Genomic DNA, 16,950 nt, shown 5'->3' with positions numbered 1-16,950 from the left:
GGCCCGCCGGTCGGGGTCGAGTCGACCGGCGGGAGTCTGTGTTGGTGCTGCCCCAGGGGGCCTGGGTCACTCGACGGGCACGCGCAGCCGCTGGCCGGCGACGACCATCCCGGAGTCGAGGGCGTTGAGCCGCTCGATGCGGTCGATCATGGTGCGGACGCCGCCGTCGTCGGCGATGTCGGCGGCGATGCCCCAGAGCGTGTCACCCGCACCGACCATCACGACGCGGGTCGGCTCGGGGGTGCCGGGCTCCTCGGTGGCGACCGAGCCGGCGGCCAGGGCCAGCCCCAGTCCGAGGGCGACGAGCATCGCCAGCGCCAGGACGACGAGCCGGCCGCGGCGGGTCAGCCGGAGCTGGCCGGCGCTCGCCGGGGCCAGCGTGGGACGGAACGTGGTGCTCGCGGTCATCGTGCTCATCGGGACCTCCTGGGGAAGCGGCGGTCAGCCTCGGGTCGTTAGCTCGATCTGCTGTCGAACCGATGTCTAACGGCGGCCACCGACAGTCCCCTGCGGGATGTCTGGACCACCCTGGTCACGATCGGCTCGATCAGACGTTCGATCGAACATGTGTACGAGGTTAGAGCAGGTGTTCGAACAGCACAAGGCCCTGGACGAACATTTGTTCGAACACGTTCGAGCGGCCCCCGACGCGGATCAGGCGTTGCGGCTGATCGCGCGACGCCCCTGCGCCACGAAGAGGCCCAGCCCGCGGGCGGCCACCGACGGCGCCATCGCGGAGACCCGGACCACGCCACCGCGCCAGCCCGGCACCGAGCGCACCACGCGGCGGCTGCCCAGCAGGCCCACCGCCTCCTCGGCCACCTCGTCCACGGTGAGGATCCGGCCGCCGGAGTGGACCAGCGCGCTCCCCATCCCGCCGGGTGTCTGCTGGTCGAGCATCGCGGTCCTCACCCCGTCCGGGCAGAGCGCGCGCACCCGGATCCCCTTGCGGGTCTCGACGTCACCGGACATCGAGATCGACACGATGGCGGCCTTGGTCGCGGCGTACACGCTGTAGCCGGGCACCGGCCCCAGCCCGGCCAGCGACGCCGTGTTGACGATGTCGCCGTCGCGCCCGGAGGCCTCGAAGGCCGCGATCGCCGCGCGCATCCCCCACATCGTGCCCATCAGGTTGACGTCGACCAGGCGCCGCACGGCCTCCTCGGACAGCTCCGCCAGGGTGCCGTCGTCGCCGACGCCGGCGTTGTTGAACCACGCAGTGAGCACGCCGTGCCGCCCGGCCGTCGCGGCGGCCTCCGCGTGGGAGCCCGGGTCACGGACGTCGTGCGCCAGCCCCTCGGCGGCGCCGATCTCGTCGGCGGTCCGCCTCGCGCCCTCGCCGTCCACGTCGGTCAGCACGACCTGGTACCCCCGGGCGACCATCCGCTCGGCGATGCCGCGACCGATGCCGCGGGCGCCGCCGGTGACGACACAGCTGATGGGCTCGGAGCTGGGGGCGGGGTTCGTCGACATGACGGGAGTCAACCAGACCGGGCGTGGTCTCGACAGGCTCGACCACCGGTTGACCAGTGCGACACGCAGTTCGAACAGATGTTTGAATCACCGGTCCGGTTTGGCTACGGTTGGTGGCACCAGCCCGGGACGCCCGGGCCGTACGCCGCGAACCCGGAGGCAGCCGCATGGCCACGAAGAAGACCGACGCCCACAAGGTTGCCCAGCTGCCCGACGGCCCCCCGGACGCCACCGGCCTGACCCCGCGCCAGCAGCGCGTGCTGACCACGATCAAGGGCTCGATCGAGCGGCGCGGCTACCCGCCGAGCATGCGCGAGATCGGCGAGTCGGTCGGCCTGACCAGCTCCTCCAGCGTCGCGCACCAGCTGAAGGTGCTCGAGGAGAAGGGGTTCATCAAGCGCGACCCCAACCGGCCGCGCGCGATCGAGGTGTTCCTGCCCGAGGTGCTGGCGGCCCGCCGCTCGATCTCGGCGGCCGACGAGTCGTCGTACGACGAGACCGGGATCGGCGACGCCGTGCCCGCCGCGCAGTACGTCCCCGTCGTCGGGCGGATCGCCGCCGGTGGCCCGATCCTCGCCGAGGAGCGGATCGAGGACGTCTTCCCGCTGCCCAAGCAGCTCGTCGGCGACGGCCAGCTCTTCCTGCTCGAGGTCTCCGGGGACTCGATGATCGACGCCGCCATCTGCAACGGCGACTACGTCGTGATCCGCCAGGAGCAGACCGCCGAGAACGGCGAGATCGTGGCCGCCATGATCGACGGCGAGGCCACCGTCAAGACGTTCCAGCGCAAGGACGGCCAGGTGTGGCTGCTCCCCCACAACGACGCCTACGAGCCCATCGACGGCACCCACGCGACCATCCTCGGGAAGGTCACTGCGGTCCTGCGCCGCATGTGACGCCGCGCGTGACAAGGGGCCTTAATCCCCTGTCATCGGAATACTTCCGGGTAATACTTGGCTCTGTCTGACGATCAGTGAGCCCGAAAGTACGCCTGTGACGATGCCGAGCCTGCCCGTGATCCCGGGGATCCGTAACCGATACCCGAGGGTCTTCCGTGGCGTGCTCGAGCTGGTGCTGGTGCTCTCCCTGTGGGTCGCCTACAGCCTCTCCCGGCTCTTCGCCGACGCCAACATGGGGCCGGCCCTGGCCCGCGCGAACGACCTGCTCCACATCGAGCGGCACCTCGGCATCCACTGGGAGCTGTCGCTCAACAAGCTCTTCATCGACAACGACGCGATCGGGCTGGTCGGCAGCTACTGGTACGCCACGCTCCACTACATCGTCACCGGCGCGGTGCTCCTGTGGCTCTACCGCCTCGGCCGGCACTGCTACGTGCCCGCCCGCCGGGCGCTCGCCATCGCCACCATCCTCGGCCTGGTCGCCTACCTGCTGATGCCCACCGCGCCGCCGCGGTTCATCCAGGGGTACGCCGACGTGCTGAGCCTGCACGCCGCCGACGGCTGGTGGGGCACGGACGCCTCCGCGCCGCGCGGCCTGGGCGGGCTGACCAACGAGCTCGCCGCGTTCCCCTCCCTGCACGCGGGCTGGGCGCTCTGGGTCGCGATCTCGCTGCAGCGGCACGCCCGCTGGCACTGGCTCAAGGGCCTCGGCTGGGCCTACGCGGCCGGCACCGCGATCGTGATCGTCGGCACCGGCAACCACTGGGTCATCGACGTCATCGTCGGCTGGCTCGTGGTCGTGGCCGGGTTCCTGGCCGCCGAGACCCTGCCGTCGCCCAAGGACGCCCCGGGTCGCACCAACGGCGACACCGCGTCGGACGCCCCGGAGCTTGTGTCCGCCGGTCCCGGCGCGCCCAGCGCAGCCGCGCACGCCAAGTAGTCCGCCGCCGCGTCAGCCCACCGGCGGGTGTCCCTCCGGTGACGCGCGGGTGACGGGACGGTGCTCACACCCCGGCCGCGTCACCTCTGACCGATCAGCTCCGTTGATCGGTCCGTGACCACACCTCGCCCCGCCCTGAACCGCGCGCTGCCCCGGCGTACCGTCCTGGCCACCGGCGCCGCCGGAGGTGTCCTGGTGACCGTGGCCGGCACCGCCGACGCGACCGCCTCGCAGCGTGCCGCCGGCCACCGGGCCTTCCGGCACGGTGTCGCGTCCGGCGACCCGCTGCCCCGGGCCGTCGTGATCTGGACCCGCGTCACGCCGACCGCGGCGAGCACCCCGGGCTCGGGCCACGGGCCCCGGGTCCGGGTGCACTGGGAGGTGGCCACCGACGAGCGCTTCCGGCACGTGGTGCGCCGCGGCAGCTTCGCGACCGGCCCGGAGCGCGACCACACCGTCAAGGTGGACGTGACCGGGCTGGACCCGGCGCGCTGGTACCACTACCGGTTCCGCTGGGACGGCCACACCAGCCGGGCCGGGCGCACCCGCACCGCGCCCGCCGCCGACGCCACCCCGGACCACCTGCGTTTCGGCGTGGTCTCCTGCGCCAACCTCCAGGCCGGCTGGTTCAGCGCCTACCGCGGGCTGGCCGCGCGTGACGACCTGCACGCGGTGGTGCACCTGGGCGACTACCTATACGAGTACGGCCCCGGCCAGTACGGCTACGGCCCGGACAACGAGGACATCCGCAAGCACCAGCCCGCCCACGAGATGGTCTCGCTGGCGGACTACCGGCAGCGGCACGCGCAGTACAAGACCGACCCGGACCTGCAGGACGCCCACGCGAAGTACCCGTGGATCGTCACCTGGGACGACCACGAGGTCGCCAACGACACCTGGAAGCACGGCGCCGAGAACCACACCCCGGGCCACGGCGACGGCGGTGAGGGCAGCTTCAAGGCGCGCCGCGCCCGCGCGCACCGGGCGTACGACGAGTGGATGCCCGCGCGGCTCGACGGCAGCGTCCGGATCGGGGACGGCAGCCGGCTCTTCCGCCGGCTCCGCTTCGGCACCCTGGCCGAGCTCAGCATGCTCGACCTGCGCACCCACCGCAGCAAGCAGGTCGACTCCCCCGCGCCGCCGGCCCCGTGGCCCGACGGCGAGGTCAGCGACCCGACCCGCACCATCACCGGCGAGCAGCAGCTGGACTGGCTCGAGGGCTCGCTGCGCCGGCACCGCGGCGTGCAGTGGAAGCTGATCGGCAACCCGGTGATGATCGCGCCGGTGAACTTCGGCGACCTGCCCGACGAGCTGGTCAACCCGGTCAACGACGTGACCGGACTGCTGCCGGCGAACGGCGCGCCGTACAACGTCGACCAGTGGGACGGCTACACCGCCGACCGGCGCCGGGTCTTCGACTTCATCCGCAACCACCAGGTCAAGGACACCGTCTTCATCACCGGCGACATCCACTCCGGCTGGGCCGCCGAGCTGCCGTACGACGCGTCCACCTACACCGGGCAGGGGCCGAGCGAGGACGAGACCGCGGGCGTGGAGTTCGTGTGCACCTCGGTCACCTCCAACAACCTCAAGGACATCACCGGCGACCCGACCGGGGCGACCAGCACCGCGGTCGAGGAGACGATCAAGGCCAACAACCGGCACATCAAGTACCTCGACTTCGACGCGCACGGCTTCTCGGTGCTCGACCTGACCCCGCAGCGGGCCCAGATGGACTGGTTCATCATCAGCGACCGGGCCGACCGGGACGCCACGATCACCTGGACCACCTCGTACGCCGCCCCGGCCGGCAGCGGCCGGGTCGTGTCCGTCGACCACCCCGTGGGGGCCTGACATGTGCACGCCGTCGTCGGTCGAGCCCGTCGAGACCAGCGCGTTCGCCCGCGGCGCGGCCCAGGTCCGCACCGGCCGGCGTACCCTCCTGCGCGCCGGCGGCGCCGGGCTGGTGTTCTCCACGGTGGCGGGCGCTCCGGCAGTGGCCGCGGCCGGTGCCGGGACGAGGAAGCGCGCCTACGTGCTCGTGGTCGACGGCTGCCGGCCCGACGAGATCTCCCCGGTGCTCACCCCGAACCTGCACGCGCTGCGCGAGGGTGGGCTGAGCTTCCCGGAGGCCGCCTCAATGTGGGTCATGGAGACCATCCCCAACCACGTGATGATGATGACCGGGCTGCGGCCGGACCGGACCGGTGTGCCCGCCAACGAGATCTTCGACCGCGCGCTCGGCGAGGTCCGGACCATGGACCGCAAGCGCGACATCCGCACCGGCACCGTGATCGGCCGGCTCAACCGGGCCGGGCTGACCACCGGGACGGTGCTCAGCAAGGAGTACCTGTACGGCGTCTTCGGCGACCGGGCCACCCACCGCTGGGAGCCGGCGCCGGTCGTCCCCGTCTCCGGGCACGCGCCGGACGTCTTCACCATGGACGCGGCACTGACCATGGTCGACGAGCTCGACCCGCACCTGGTCTTCGTCAACCTCGGCGACATCGACCGGTTCGGGCACGCCGACTACACCGGCAACGACGTGCAGCTGGCGCGGCGCACGGCGCTGGCCGACACCGACCGGCAGGCGCAGCGCTTCGTGGACCTGCTGAGGTCGTCGGGGCGCTGGGAGCAATCGATGCTGGTCGTCCTCGCCGACCACTCGATGGACTGGTCCCGCCCCGGCGACGTGATCAGCCTGCAGGGCGCCCTGGACGCCGACCCGCTGCTGGCCGGCAAGGTGGCCATCGCCGACAACGGTGGCGCCGACCTCCTCTACTGGACCGGGGCCGCCGCGAAGCGGGACGCCGCGGTCCGGCGGATGCAGCGCATCGCCGAGGCCACCCCCGGCGTGCTCGCTGCCCACGACCGGCGCAAGGCGTGGCTGCGGCTCGGGCCCGAGGCGGGCGACGTGGTGGTCTTCTGCAAGGCCGGCTGGCGGTTCAGCGAGCCGGACCCGACGGGCAACCCGATCCCCGGCAACCACGGCCATCCGGCCACCCGGGCCATCCCGTTCTTCGTCAGCGGCGGGCACCCGGCCGTGCCGCGGCGTACGACGTCGTCCGCGCAGGCGCGCACGATCGACGTGGCCCCGACCGTCGCGTCGTTCTTCGGGCTCGGCAAGCCGCGCGGCGGGTACGACGGGCGCGCCCGGATCTGACGTCGGCGGTCACTGGCGCAGCTGCGCGACCACTCCCACGGTCCTCGCGCCGACGAGGCCGTAGGCATCGCCGGCGGCCACGATCCGGCTGCCCCGGACCGCCACGGCGTACGCCGAGGACCTCGGCTGGCCGCCGAAGCCGATGATTGCGTCGCCGTCGCCCGAGAAGGTGGTGTCGCGCTCGCCGGTCGTGGTGTAGCGGAGCACCGCGAGCGTGAGGGACTTGCGCACGCGGTCGGTCCAGCCGGCCGCGACGATCTTCCCGTCGGCCTGCTGGGCGAGCGAACGGATCTGGGCGTAGTAGCCGTCGCCCCCGTCGATCGCCAGTCCGTCGTCCGCGAACGACGCATCGAGGGTGCCGTCGGGGAGGTACCGGACAAGGCAGAAGAACGAGTAGTCGGCCCAGTCCAGCTCGCCGCCGACCAGGACCCGGCCCTCGGGGTCGACCAGCAGCGCGTCCCCCTCGAGGTATTCGGCGTCCTGGTAGTCGGCGCTCTGCGGCACGGTGGTCACCCGGCCGTCGCCGCCGAAGGTCTGGTCGAGGGAGCCGTCCACGTCGTACCGCGACACCAGCAGCGGCCGCACGTCCTGGGAGTCCCGGTCGCCCATGCCGGTCGCGAGCAACTTGCCGTCCGGCGCCAGGCGGACGGCATAGGGGTCTCCGGGGAAACCGTCAGTCGTCAGCACCACGCCGCCGGCGCCGAAGGAGTGGTCCAGGGAACCGTCCGCGTCGTAGCGGACCGTCGCGAACTGGTCGCCGGCGATGCCCGCCGCCAGGATCGAGCCGTCCGGCTCCCGCCGCAGGTCGAGCACCCGGTCGGCGCCGGGCGACACGTCGGTGACCACCTTGCCGCCGGTGCCGAACGAGGGATCGAGGCTGCCGTCGTGCTGGTAGGCGACCAGGCCGAAGGCGCCCCCGGCCGAGCCGGCCACCAGGATCCGGCCGTCCCCGAGGGAGACGACCCGGTGCGGCGCGTCGTTGCCGGTGAACGTGGTGGTGCGGCGACCGTTGGCCGAGAAGTGCGGGTCCGGCGTGCCGTTCGCGCGCAGCCGGGCCACCCCGAAGGCGCTCCCGGTCGACGTCGACAGCGCGGAGACCACGACGGTCTTGCCCGAGGGCAGCGGCAGGACGTCGGTCGCCTGCTGGTCGTCGTACCGACTGCCGTAGTCCAGGACGGCCCTGCCGTCACCGGAGAACGACCGGTCCAGCGACCCCGGATCCCCGACCGCCGCCTGCGCACCGCCGGGCGCCAGCACCACCGCGGCCGCGAGCACCGCGGCAAGTCTCGTCAGCCTCATGCTCCGGGTCCCCCGTCTGGCCCGTTTGCGGCCGTCGACTGCCGGTCACGCTACGCCGGGCGGGGCGGTTGTGGGCGCCGTTCCGGGAAGCCGTCGGTCACTGCCGGTAGCGGACCACGATCGCCCACCGGCGACCCGCGTAGCTGGCCATCTCGCCGGCGAGCACGATCTTGCCGTTCCGGGTCGCGACGGCGCGGGCCTCGGCGGTGCGCTGGGCGAGGTCGACCACGGCACTCCCGTCATGGGAGAAGGCCCGGTCCAGGGTGCCGTCGGGGTGGTAGCGGACGACGGCCAGCGCGTCCGACCAGTCCTCGCCGTCGGTCCAGCCGGCGGCGACGATCTTCCCGTCCCCCTGCCGGGCGAGCGCGTTGACGTGCGCGTAGTAGGGCTGCAGCCAGGTGCTCAGCACCCCGTCCTGCCCGAACGTGCTGTCGGGCGTGCCGTCGGCGAGGTAGCGGGCCAGGCAGAAGTACGAGTAGTCGCCCTCGCCGTACCCGCCGCCGCCGACGACGAGCCGGCCGTCGGGCAGCACGAGCACGGCCCAGGCCCGGGAGTACTCGCGGCCGGGCGGGTACGTCGTCACCAGGCCGTCGCCGCCACCGAAGGTCTCGTCCAGGGTCCCGTCGGCGGTGTAGCGCATCACCGCGAACCCCAGGTAGCCGTGGGCGTCCGGCTCGCTCGAGCCGACCACGAGCAGGCGGCCGTCGGGCTGCAGCCGTACGGCGTTGGGCGTGCCCCAGAAGCCGGCGGTGGTGACGACCACGCCGGCGTCCCCGAAGCCCGGGTCGAGCGTCCCGTCGGGCCGGTAGCGGACGATGGCGAACCCCTCGCCGGCGGTGCCGGCGGCCAGGATCGACCCGTCGGGCCGGCGCCGCAGGTCGAGGACCTGGTCCGGCCCGGCGGTCACGTCGGTGGTCACCGCGCCGCCGGTGCCGAAGCCCGGGTCGGGGCTGCCGTCGCGCCGGTAGGCGACCAGGCCGAACGCGTCACCGGCCGAGCCGCCGACCAGCTGCCTGCCGCCGCCCAGGGCGATGACCCGACGCGGGACGTCCCGCCCGGTCAGCGAGGTGAGCCGTCGGCCGGTCCCGTGGAAGCTGCGGTCGGGGGTGCCGTCGGCGCGCAGCCGGGACACCCCGAAGACGGTGTCGGCCCCGACCCCGACGGGCCCCACGGTGACGACCTTGTCCGAGGACGTCACCAGGACGTCGCCGGCCGCGGCCCCGTCGGCACGCGGGCCGAAGTCGAGCACGGCCACGCCGTCGCCGGCGAAGGACTGGTCGCGCCCGCCCGAGCGCGCGGCCAGGACGGGCGAGCTCCCCGCCGCCAGCATCACCACGGCCGCGAGCACGGCCGCCGGTCTCGTCCACGTCACGGTCCGTCCCCGATCCAGCGCTTCCGGCTGCGGCTCAGGGTACGCCCGGGGCGGTCCTGGTGGGCGTCGGTTTGCCCGGTCGGCGGTGAGTCAGCCACCGAATCCTGGCCCGGAACGGTGGCCAGCTCACCGCCCACCCCCGGACCGGGTCGACCAGCGGTCACTCAGCCACCAAACCCACGCCCCAAACGGTGGCCAGCTCACCGCCCACCCCCGGACCGGGTCGACCAGCGGTGGCTCAGCCACCAAACCCACGCCCCAAACGGTGGCCAGTTCACCGCCCGCCCCCGGACCGACCGACCAGCGGTCAGTCAGCCACCGAATCCTGGCCCGGAACGGTGGCCAGCTCACCGCCCGCCCCCGGACCGGGTCGACCAGCGGTGACTCAGGAACCCGAGAGCCGCGCCAGGGCCTTGCGGACCACCGCGGGGTCGGTGGTGGTCCACATCGGCGGCAGGCTGGCCTTGAGGAAGCCGCCGTACCGGGCGGTCGCGAGGCGCGGGTCGAGCACGGCGACCACGCCCCTGTCGCTGGTGGTGCGGATCAGCCGGCCGGCGCCCTGGGCCATCAGCAGCGCGGCGTGGGTGGCGGCGACCTGCATGAAGCCGTTGCCGCCGGCCCGGTCCGCGGCCTTCTGCCGGGCGCTCATCAGCGGGTCGTCGGGCCGCGGGAACGGGATCCGGTCGATGAGCACCAGCTGGCAGGTGTCCCCCGGCACGTCGAGCCCCTGCCACAGGCTGAGGGTGCCGAACAGGCAGGTGTGCGGGTCCTCCACGAACTGCTTGGCGAGCTCGGGCAGCTGGGCGTCGCCCTGGGCCAGCGTGGTCAGGTGCGGCAGCCGCTCGCGGACCGCCTCGGCGGCCGCCTCCGCGGCCCGGCGGCTCGAGAACAGCCCGAGCGCGCGGCCGTCGGCGGCGTCGACCAGCTCCACGATCTCGTCGAGCTGGGCCTTGCCGAGCCCGTCGCGGCCGGGCGGCGGCAGGTGCCGGGCGACGTACAGGATCGCCTGCTGGCCGTAGTCGAACGGCGACCCGACGTCGAGCCCGCGCCACGGCAGCGCACCCTCGGAGACGGACCCGGCGACGGTGCCACCGTCGACGAGGCGCTCGCTGGGCTTGAGGCCCACGCTGGTGGCCACCGCGCTGAAGTCGCCGCCGAGCATCAGGGTGGCGGAGGTGAAGACCACGGTCTTGTCGGTGAGCAGCTTGTCGCGCATCGGCCCCCACACCTGCAGCGGCGCGACGCAGAGCCGGGGCGGGATCCGCTCGCCGCCCTCGGAGAGCCAGAGCACGTCGGACTCGAGGTCGGCGGCCATCCGCTCGGCGTTGGCGAAGACCTCCTGCACCGAGCCCCTGGCCTGGGTGCGGCCGGCGTCGGCGTCGCCGGACTCGCCCTCCTTGGGGTACGCCGAGAGGCAGGCGCGGGCGGCGTCGCGCACCAGCACCAGCGCGTCGGCCAGCTGCTGCGGGACCCGCTCGAAGCGGCCGGGGTCGGACTCGGCGATCGCGTCGCGCAGCGTGTCGGCGGCGTCGGCGAGGTCGTCGGCCTCGGAGCCGTCCACGAACCGCTGCGAGCGACGGGCCGCGCGCTCCACGTCGCTGGCGCTGAGCTCATCGGTGGCCGCCTGGGTGACCCGGGCGGTCAGCTCGTGGGCCTCGTCGATGACCACCACGTCGTAGTCGGGGATCATCGGCACCCCCTCGATCGCGTCGATCGCGAGCAGCGAGTGGTTGGTGACGATCAGGTGGGAGCGGTGCGCCTTCTCCCGCGCGACCTCGACGAAGCACTCCTGGCCGAACGGGCACTTGGCGGCGCCGAGGCAGTCGCGGTGCCCGACGCTGACCTGCCGCCACTCCCGGTCGGTGTGCCGCGGCGCGTTGTCGCGCTCGCCGCTGCCGCCCTGCTCGGCCTCCTCCTCGGCCCAGGCCCGCAGCTCGAGCACCTTCTGGCCCATCGAGCCCGACGGCATCTCGACCAGCGCACCCTGGTCGTCGGGGACGCCCTCGCGGATCCGGTGCAGGCAGGCGTAGTTGGAGCGGCCCTTGAGCACGGCGTACGACGTGTCCACCTTGTCGCCGACCGCCTCGACCAGCCGCGGGATGTCACGCTCGACCAGCTGGTGCTGGAGCGCGAGCGTCGCGGTCGCGACCACCACCCGCTGGTCGTGCAGCAGGCTCGGCACCAGGTAGGCCAGCGACTTGCCGGTGCCGGTGCCGGCCTGCACCAGCAGGTGCTTGCCGTCCTCCATCGCCCCCGCCACGGCCTCGGCCATGGCGACCTGGCCGTCGCGCTGGCTGCCGCCGAGCGCGGAGACGGCACCGGCGAGCACCTCGCGCACGGTGCTCCCGTCGGCGGTCGCCGCGGGGTCGGCGGAGCCCGTCGCGGGGCTCGTGGAGGACACGGTGGGGTGCACCCCAGAACCCTAGCCGCGGGCACGGACAGCCGAACCGGCCATCCCCAGCTCGCCCCTGGCCTAGGGTGCGGTAGCCACCAGCGCAGACACCCGGGAGGGGCACCATGGCCGAGCGGCTCGAGGTCAAGACCGACGACGGACGCGTGCTCGAGGTGCTCACCGGTGGTGATCCGGACGGCCTGCCCTGGCTCTACCACGGCGGTTCGCCGACGGCGGCGGTCCCGTACCCGGTGTTCGAGGACACCGCCGCCCGGCTCGGCCTGCAGATGGTGACCTACTCCCGGCCCGGCTACGGCACCTCGACGCCCTACCCGTGGACCTGCGGCGCACCCCGCATCGTCGACGACGTGGCCGACTCCGTGGCGATCCTCGACCACCTCGGAACGACCGAGTTCGTCACGCTCGGCTGGTCCGGCGGCGGCCCCCGGGCGCTCGCCTGCGGCGCCGTGCTGCCCGACCGGTGCCTGGCGGTCGCGACGCTCGCCGGGGTCGCCCCGAAGGACGGCGACGGCCTGGACTGGTTCGAGGGGATGGCCCCGGAGAACCGGGCCGAGTACGCCGCCGCCGAGCAGGGCGCCGAGGCCTACGCCGACTACCTCACCCACGACTTCCTGCCGATCCTCCGGGCGCCGCACGACGAGCTGGTCGCGGCGATGGGTGGCCTGCTGACGCCGGTGGACGCGGCCGTGTTCACCGACGAGCTGGGCGACTACCTCGCCCGCAGCCTGCACCACGCCGGCGCCCAGGGCGTGGTGGGCGCCCGCGACGACGGGCTGGCCGCCACCCGCCCCTGGGGATTCGACCTCGGGGCGGTCCGGGTGCCGGTCGCGGTCTGGCAGGGCCGCCAGGACGCGATGGTCCCGTTCGCCCACGGCGAGTGGCTGGTCGCGCACGTGCCCGGCGCCGAGGCGCACCTCTTCGACGACGAGGGGCACCTGTCGCTGGCGGTCCGGATCGAGGAGATCCTCACCGACCTCAGGCGGCTGGCCGGCCGCTGACCGCGGCGACCCGCGCGGCGACGGCATCGCCGAAGGCCCGGTGGCCCGCCGGGGTCAGGTGCAGCCGGTCGTCGAGGTAGGTCAGCGCGAGGTCGTCGGTGCGCACGTACGCCACGTCGTACTCCCCGGCGAGCTCGGCGAGCAGCGCGTCCACGTGGGGTACGTCGGCCGCGCGCGACGGCGCGCTCGCCGGGCCCACCACCACGACCCGGTGGCCGTCGAGCTCCCGCACCAGCCGCACGAAGCCCGACGTGATCGCCGCGTCGCTCTGGTCGTAGTCGTTGAGGCCGCCCTCGACGACGACCAGATCCGCCCCGCCCGCCAGCGCCGCGGGTGCCCGGTCCGCGAAGGACACCCGGCCGCAGTCGCTGGCGCGCTCGCTGAACCCGGACCCGGAGAAGCCGGCCACGCGGATGCTGCCCGGCAGCCGGGACGGCCACGACGCGGCGGGGCTGCGCAGGCCGAGGCCGACCGACCAGGAGTCGCCGATCACGACGACCCTGGCCCCGGAGCCGGAGACCTCGCGGGCCCGCTCGACCGAGGCGGCGGCGAAGCGTTCGCAGCGCGACGGGTCCGCGCCGCCCGCACGATCGGCGACGTAGAGCGACAGGGTGCCGGTGAGGAGGGCGACGAGGGCGGCCGCGACGCCGGCGCGTCGACGCGCGCCGCGCAGCGGGACCGGTCCCGCAACCCCCCGATGGATCACGGGGTCAATCATGAGGCCGCCCGCTGGTCCAACCCGCCGAATCGCGAATCAATCCCCAGTCTTCGCCGAACCGTTATGCGCGACCACCGGATGTACCCGCACCACCCGGCCACCCGGCCACCCGGCCGCGCGGCCGCTCGGCCGGTCGGCCGGTCGGCCGCCGGTCAGGTGGCCTTGCGCCCGCGTCCTTGCCAGTAGTTCCAGGCGAGGGTCACCAGGATCGCGCCGACGATCGATCCGATGATGCCGCTCGGCTGCAGCTCGAGGCCGTCGCCGGCCAGCAGGCTGACGAGCAGGCCGCCGACGAGGGAGCCGAGCAGACCGGCGACGACAGCGGTGGTCCAGTTGATGCCCTGGCCGCGGGTGCCGAGCAGGAGCTGCGCCGCGGCTCCCACGATCATGCCGAACAGCAGGATTGCGAGGATGAGCATGGTCTGACGCTACGCCCAGCGGGGATCCCTGCGGCGGGAATCCGCAACGAGTCCTCGGCGTCGCGGCCGACGGGCTCAGAGGGCGTGCGCCGCCGGCTCGCCCGCAACCGTGCTGTTCACCCGCGCCGGGTGAGCGGTCACTCGTCGGCGTGGCCCTCGGTCCGCGCGGCGAAACGCGGCACCCCCGCGACGCACACGGCCCGCAGCTCGGTCTTGCGGTCGCCCTCGTCCTCGCGCCCCTCGAACTTCACCTCGAGCGCGTCGGGACCGCGGTCGCCGACCTCGACCGCGAAGCCCGGGTCGGGCTGGGCCGCGACCAGGCTGACCGCGGCGCCGCGGCACCGCGCGGTGACCGCGCCGCCGACTCCCTGCCAGGTGCGGGTCTGCGCCACCGGGGTCGCCGGGGTCGCCGGGGTCGAGGACCCGGACGGGGTCGCCGAGGGCGGCGCCGGCGTGGCGGAGGGCTGGGCCGGGGACGACCGGGTCCGGTCGGGGCGCTCCACGGTGCGCTGCTGCGAGGGCGTCGCGGGGGCGGTGGCGGCCGCCCGCAGCGGCGCCCGGGTCGTCGCACCGACGTCCTCGCCGGCGCGCGAGATCACCAGCCAGACCGCGGTGGACCCGACGGCCACGACCGCCAGCCAGGCAGCCACGCCGAGCAGCACGGCACGCGTCGCCCTCATCCCGTCATCCTTCCACCGGCGGCGGACCGCGGGGCTACGGTTCGGGCATGACCAGCATCCTGGTGGTCGAGGACGACGACGCCATCCGCGCCGCGGTGCAGCGGGGGCTCCGGGAGCGCGGGTTCGCCGTGGCCACCGCCGCCACCGGGCTGGCCGGGCTGGAGCACGTGCTGCGCGAGGCGCCCCAGGTGGTGCTGCTCGACCTCGGCCTCCCCGACGTGGAGGGGCTGACCCTGATCTCGATGATCCGGGCCGCCAGCCAGGTGCCGATCATCGTGATCACCGCCCAGGACGACGACCCGACGATGGTCAAGGCGCTGGACAGCGGCGCGGACGACTACGTCGTCAAGCCGTTCGGGACCGACCAGGTCGCCGCCCGGATCCGGGCCGTGCTGCGCCGCGGCGGCCGCGAGAGCGCGCCCGCGGCGCTCCGGGTCGGCGACCTCGTGGTCGACGAGCGCACCCGCACCGCCACCCTGGCCGGTGAGCCCCTCGACCTGGCCCGCAAGGAGTTCGACGTCCTGCTGCTGCTCGCCTCCCGGGCCGGCGAGGTGGTCACCAAGCGGGAGCTGCTGACCGAGGTGTGGCAGCAGCCGTACGGCGGGTCCGACCGGACCGTGGACGTGCACCTGTCCTGGCTGCGGCGCAAGCTCGGCGAGTCCGCGGCCGAGCCGCGCTACCTGGTCAGCGTGCGCGGGGTGGGCGTACGCCTCGTCGACCCGCGCGCCGAGGGCCCCTGATGCGGCGCCGGATCTCATGGCTGGTCGTCGTCACGACGTCGACGGTGATCGTCTCGTTCGTGATCCCGTTGTGCCTGCTGGTGCGCACCCTGGCCGAGGACCGGGCGATGGCCGCCGCCGACCAGGACGCCCGCAGCGTCGCGATCCTGGCGGCCGGCGCGCCCGACGACCCCCGACAGCTGCGCGCGTTCGTGTCCGGCATCAACCGCCGCGGCGCGACGACGACGCGGGTGCTGACCACCGACGGCCGCGAGGTCGGCGGCGGGCCGTCGATGAAGCAGGACCCCGACGTACGCCGGGCCCTGCGCGGCGAGGCGTTCACGGTGGTCGACGACCGGGGCGGCCGGGTGCTGCTCCCCGTGGTCGTCGCGGACGGGACCACGGTGGTGCGGTCGACCGTGGCCGTGGCCGACCTGCGCCGCGGCGTGGCCCGCGCCTGGACCGGGATCATCGGGCTGGGCGCGGTGCTGCTGGTGCTCGCGCTGGTGCTCGCCTCCCGGTTGGGCAAGCGGATCAGCGAGCCGCTGCTCGAGGTGGCCGGCACCGCGCACCGGCTGCGCGAGGGCGACCTCGCCGCCCGGGCCGAGGTGCGCGGCACCCAGGAGACCCAGGAGCTGGCGCGGGCGCTCAACGGCCTCGCCGAGCGCACCGGCGAGCTGCTGGTCAGCGAGCGGGCCGCGGTCGGCGACCTGTCGCACCGGCTGCGCACCCCGGTGACCGCGCTGCGCCTCGACGCCGAGGGGGTCACCGACCCCGAGCTGGCGCAGCGGCTGCAGGCGCACATCACCGTGCTGCAGCGCACCATCGACGCCATCGTCAAGGAGGCGCGGCGCCCGGTGCGCACCGACCTCGCGCCGATCTGCGACGCCACGGCCACGGTCCGCAGCCGGGTGGACTTCTGGCGGGCGCTGGCCGACGACCAGGACCGCGACCTGCGGGTGCTGCTGCCCGAGGGCCGGCTGGTGGTGCCGCTGGCGGTCGAGGACCTCACCGACCTCGTGGACGTGCTGATCGACAACGTCTTCGCGCACACCCCGGAGGGCACCCGGCTGCGGCTCGAGCTGCACGAGGTCGACCACCGCGAGCCCCACGTCGTGCTGCTGGTGGCCGACGCAGGCCCCGGTTTCTCCGCCGGCGGCCGGCAGCAGCGCGAGGGCAGCACCGGCCTCGGTCTCGACATCGCCCGCCGCATCGCGGCGGGCTGCGGCGGCCGGGTGCGCACCGGCACCGCCCCGGAGGGCGGCGCGCTGGTCGAGGTGGTGCTGCCCCGGGCCGCCGGCTGAGCGCCGGGCCGGCTCAGTCGTCGGGTTCCTCGGCGTGGTCGCCATCGTCGTCCCAGTGCTCCTCCTCGTGGTCCTCACCGGACTCCTCTGCGTGGTCCTCGCCCGGCTCCGCGCCCGCCTCCGCGACGGCGGCCGGGGTGCTCGGCGCAGTGGCGGCGCCCTGTGCGGTCGCGGTCCCGGGGGCCACCGGGACCGCGGGCGCCGCCGGGGCCGGGACCACCACGGTGCGGACCACGTCGGTCACACAGACCCCGTGCTCGAGGTGGGCCGGCGGCCTGCACGGCGCCCACCGGAAGGCGGAGCCCGGCCGCACGACCTGCGCGTGCGGGCGCTCGGTCGACCGGGGCGAGGAGACCGGCGCCGGGCTGCCCGCGCCCGAGCTCCCCCAGCCGTAGGCGACGGTCGAGCCGGCGAGGCCGGCCAGCGCGGCGGCGGACAGGATTCCGGCGGAGAGTCGTTTCATGGGGTCATCGTGGGAGCCCTCGCCCTAGGGGCGTGTCGCGAGAACCTCAAATCCGGGTCAAGCCCCCTCTTGACGAGGACTTGACGACGC

The 16,950-nt window shown here is 74.3% G+C and carries 16 protein-coding genes; 7 read left to right on the top strand and 9 right to left on the bottom strand.

What is annotated here, in order from left to right:
• Positions 1 to 66: 66 nt before the first annotated feature.
• A complete protein-coding gene (locus ABD268_RS11880) occupies positions 67 to 417 on the bottom strand; it encodes a LysM peptidoglycan-binding domain-containing protein (protein WP_344151963.1) in 351 nt (116 codons plus the stop codon).
• 237 nt (positions 418 to 654) lie between these two features.
• A complete protein-coding gene (locus ABD268_RS11875; RefSeq protein WP_344151960.1) occupies positions 655 to 1,473 on the bottom strand; it encodes an SDR family NAD(P)-dependent oxidoreductase in 819 nt (272 codons plus the stop codon).
• A gap of 167 nt (positions 1,474 to 1,640) precedes the next feature.
• Here ABD268_RS11875 and lexA point away from each other — a divergent pair, with 167 nt between their 5' ends.
• From lexA to ABD268_RS11855, 4 genes are all read left to right on the top strand, one after another.
• Complete coding sequence (lexA, locus tag ABD268_RS11870) at positions 1,641 to 2,369, top strand: transcriptional repressor LexA (RefSeq protein ID WP_344151957.1); 729 nt, start codon at positions 1,641 to 1,643, stop codon at positions 2,367 to 2,369.
• A 103-nt stretch (positions 2,370 to 2,472) separates the two neighbouring features.
• Complete coding sequence (locus ABD268_RS11865) at positions 2,473 to 3,312, top strand: phosphatase PAP2 family protein (protein ID WP_344151954.1); 840 nt, start codon at positions 2,473 to 2,475, stop codon at positions 3,310 to 3,312.
• A gap of 114 nt (positions 3,313 to 3,426) precedes the next feature.
• Positions 3,427 to 5,166, top strand: coding sequence for an alkaline phosphatase D family protein (locus ABD268_RS11860; RefSeq protein ID WP_344151951.1), 1,740 nt, complete (start codon positions 3,427 to 3,429; stop codon positions 5,164 to 5,166).
• A gap of 1 nt (position 5,167) precedes the next feature.
• Complete coding sequence (locus ABD268_RS11855) at positions 5,168 to 6,475, top strand: alkaline phosphatase family protein (RefSeq protein WP_344151949.1); 1,308 nt, start codon at positions 5,168 to 5,170, stop codon at positions 6,473 to 6,475.
• Positions 6,476 to 6,484: 9 nt separating this feature from the next.
• Here the strand turns inward: ABD268_RS11855 and ABD268_RS11850 are convergent, their stop codons facing one another.
• The 3 genes from ABD268_RS11850 to ABD268_RS11840 all read right to left on the bottom strand — a co-directional run bounded on the left by ABD268_RS11850 (position 6,485) and on the right by ABD268_RS11840 (position 11,559).
• Complete coding sequence (locus tag ABD268_RS11850; RefSeq protein ID WP_344151946.1) at positions 6,485 to 7,774, bottom strand: hypothetical protein; 1,290 nt, start codon at positions 7,772 to 7,774, stop codon at positions 6,485 to 6,487.
• Positions 7,775 to 7,871: 97 nt separating this feature from the next.
• A complete protein-coding gene (locus ABD268_RS11845) occupies positions 7,872 to 9,146 on the bottom strand; it encodes a hypothetical protein (RefSeq protein WP_344151943.1) in 1,275 nt (424 codons plus the stop codon).
• Between the two features lie 385 nt (positions 9,147 to 9,531).
• Positions 9,532 to 11,559 carry an ATP-dependent DNA helicase gene (locus ABD268_RS11840; protein WP_425573714.1) on the bottom strand — a complete coding sequence of 676 codons (2,028 nt, stop codon included), beginning with the start codon at positions 11,557 to 11,559 and terminating at the stop codon, positions 9,532 to 9,534.
• Positions 11,560 to 11,663: 104 nt separating this feature from the next.
• Between ABD268_RS11840 and ABD268_RS11835 the strand changes: the two genes are divergently transcribed.
• The gene (locus ABD268_RS11835) at positions 11,664 to 12,557 is read left to right on the top strand and encodes an alpha/beta fold hydrolase (protein WP_344151940.1); all 894 of its coding nucleotides are present in this window, start codon (positions 11,664 to 11,666) and stop codon (positions 12,555 to 12,557) included.
• On the opposite strand, the gene ABD268_RS11830 is transcribed toward ABD268_RS11835, so the two are convergent.
• The 3 genes from ABD268_RS11830 to ABD268_RS11820 all read right to left on the bottom strand — a co-directional run bounded on the left by ABD268_RS11830 (position 12,535) and on the right by ABD268_RS11820 (position 14,374).
• The gene (locus tag ABD268_RS11830) at positions 12,535 to 13,263 is read right to left on the bottom strand and encodes an SGNH/GDSL hydrolase family protein (protein WP_344151937.1); all 729 of its coding nucleotides are present in this window, start codon (positions 13,261 to 13,263) and stop codon (positions 12,535 to 12,537) included. The genes ABD268_RS11835 and ABD268_RS11830 overlap by 23 nt on opposite strands.
• 164 nt (positions 13,264 to 13,427) lie before the next feature.
• Positions 13,428 to 13,694 (bottom strand): GlsB/YeaQ/YmgE family stress response membrane protein, encoded by a 267-nt coding sequence (locus tag ABD268_RS11825; protein ID WP_344151934.1) that lies wholly within the window; start codon positions 13,692 to 13,694, stop codon positions 13,428 to 13,430.
• Positions 13,695 to 13,831: 137 nt separating this feature from the next.
• Positions 13,832 to 14,374: a hypothetical protein gene (locus tag ABD268_RS11820; protein ID WP_344151931.1), complete on the bottom strand. Its 543-nt coding sequence runs from the start codon at positions 14,372 to 14,374 to the stop codon at positions 13,832 to 13,834.
• A 47-nt stretch (positions 14,375 to 14,421) separates the two neighbouring features.
• On the opposite strand from ABD268_RS11820, the gene ABD268_RS11815 reads away from it, so the two are divergent.
• On the top strand, positions 14,422 to 15,114 hold the full coding sequence (locus ABD268_RS11815; RefSeq protein WP_344151927.1) for a response regulator transcription factor: 693 nt from the start codon (positions 14,422 to 14,424) through the stop codon (positions 15,112 to 15,114).
• Entirely contained in the window at positions 15,114 to 16,397 is a 1,284-nt protein-coding gene (locus tag ABD268_RS11810) for a HAMP domain-containing sensor histidine kinase (protein WP_344151924.1), read from the top strand. The genes ABD268_RS11815 and ABD268_RS11810 overlap by 1 nt, the downstream gene beginning before the upstream one ends.
• Before the next feature lie 13 nt (positions 16,398 to 16,410).
• Here ABD268_RS11810 and ABD268_RS11805 read toward each other — a convergent pair whose 3' ends face one another.
• Entirely contained in the window at positions 16,411 to 16,860 is a 450-nt protein-coding gene (locus tag ABD268_RS11805; protein WP_344151921.1) for a hypothetical protein, read from the bottom strand.
• Between the last annotated feature and the right edge of the window lie 90 nt (positions 16,861 to 16,950).

Source organism: Nocardioides koreensis, assembly GCF_039531775.1.
Classification (GTDB): Bacteria; Actinomycetota; Actinomycetes; order Propionibacteriales; family Nocardioidaceae; genus Nocardioides; species Nocardioides koreensis.
This window is presented reverse-complemented; position numbering and strand designations above follow the sequence as displayed.

Coding starts and splice junctions, on each gene's coding strand:
- ABD268_RS11825 (WP_344151934.1), bottom strand. CDS start 13,694: ATGCTCATCCTCGCAATCCTGCTGTTCGGCATGATCGTGGGAGCCGCG.
- ABD268_RS11805 (WP_344151921.1), bottom strand. CDS start 16,860: ATGAAACGACTCTCCGCCGGAATCCTGTCCGCCGCCGCGCTGGCCGGC.
- ABD268_RS11850 (WP_344151946.1), bottom strand. CDS start 7,774: ATGAGGCTGACGAGACTTGCCGCGGTGCTCGCGGCCGCGGTGGTGCTG.
- ABD268_RS11875 (WP_344151960.1), bottom strand. CDS start 1,473: ATGTCGACGAACCCCGCCCCCAGCTCCGAGCCCATCAGCTGTGTCGTC.
- ABD268_RS11865 (WP_344151954.1), top strand. CDS start 2,473: ATGCCGAGCCTGCCCGTGATCCCGGGGATCCGTAACCGATACCCGAGG.
- ABD268_RS11835 (WP_344151940.1), top strand. CDS start 11,664: ATGGCCGAGCGGCTCGAGGTCAAGACCGACGACGGACGCGTGCTCGAG.
- ABD268_RS11810 (WP_344151924.1), top strand. CDS start 15,114: ATGCGGCGCCGGATCTCATGGCTGGTCGTCGTCACGACGTCGACGGTG.
- ABD268_RS11880 (WP_344151963.1), bottom strand. CDS start 417: ATGAGCACGATGACCGCGAGCACCACGTTCCGTCCCACGCTGGCCCCG.
- ABD268_RS11820 (WP_344151931.1), bottom strand. CDS start 14,374: ATGAGGGCGACGCGTGCCGTGCTGCTCGGCGTGGCTGCCTGGCTGGCG.
- lexA (WP_344151957.1), top strand. CDS start 1,641: ATGGCCACGAAGAAGACCGACGCCCACAAGGTTGCCCAGCTGCCCGAC.
- ABD268_RS11815 (WP_344151927.1), top strand. CDS start 14,422: ATGACCAGCATCCTGGTGGTCGAGGACGACGACGCCATCCGCGCCGCG.
- ABD268_RS11855 (WP_344151949.1), top strand. CDS start 5,168: ATGTGCACGCCGTCGTCGGTCGAGCCCGTCGAGACCAGCGCGTTCGCC.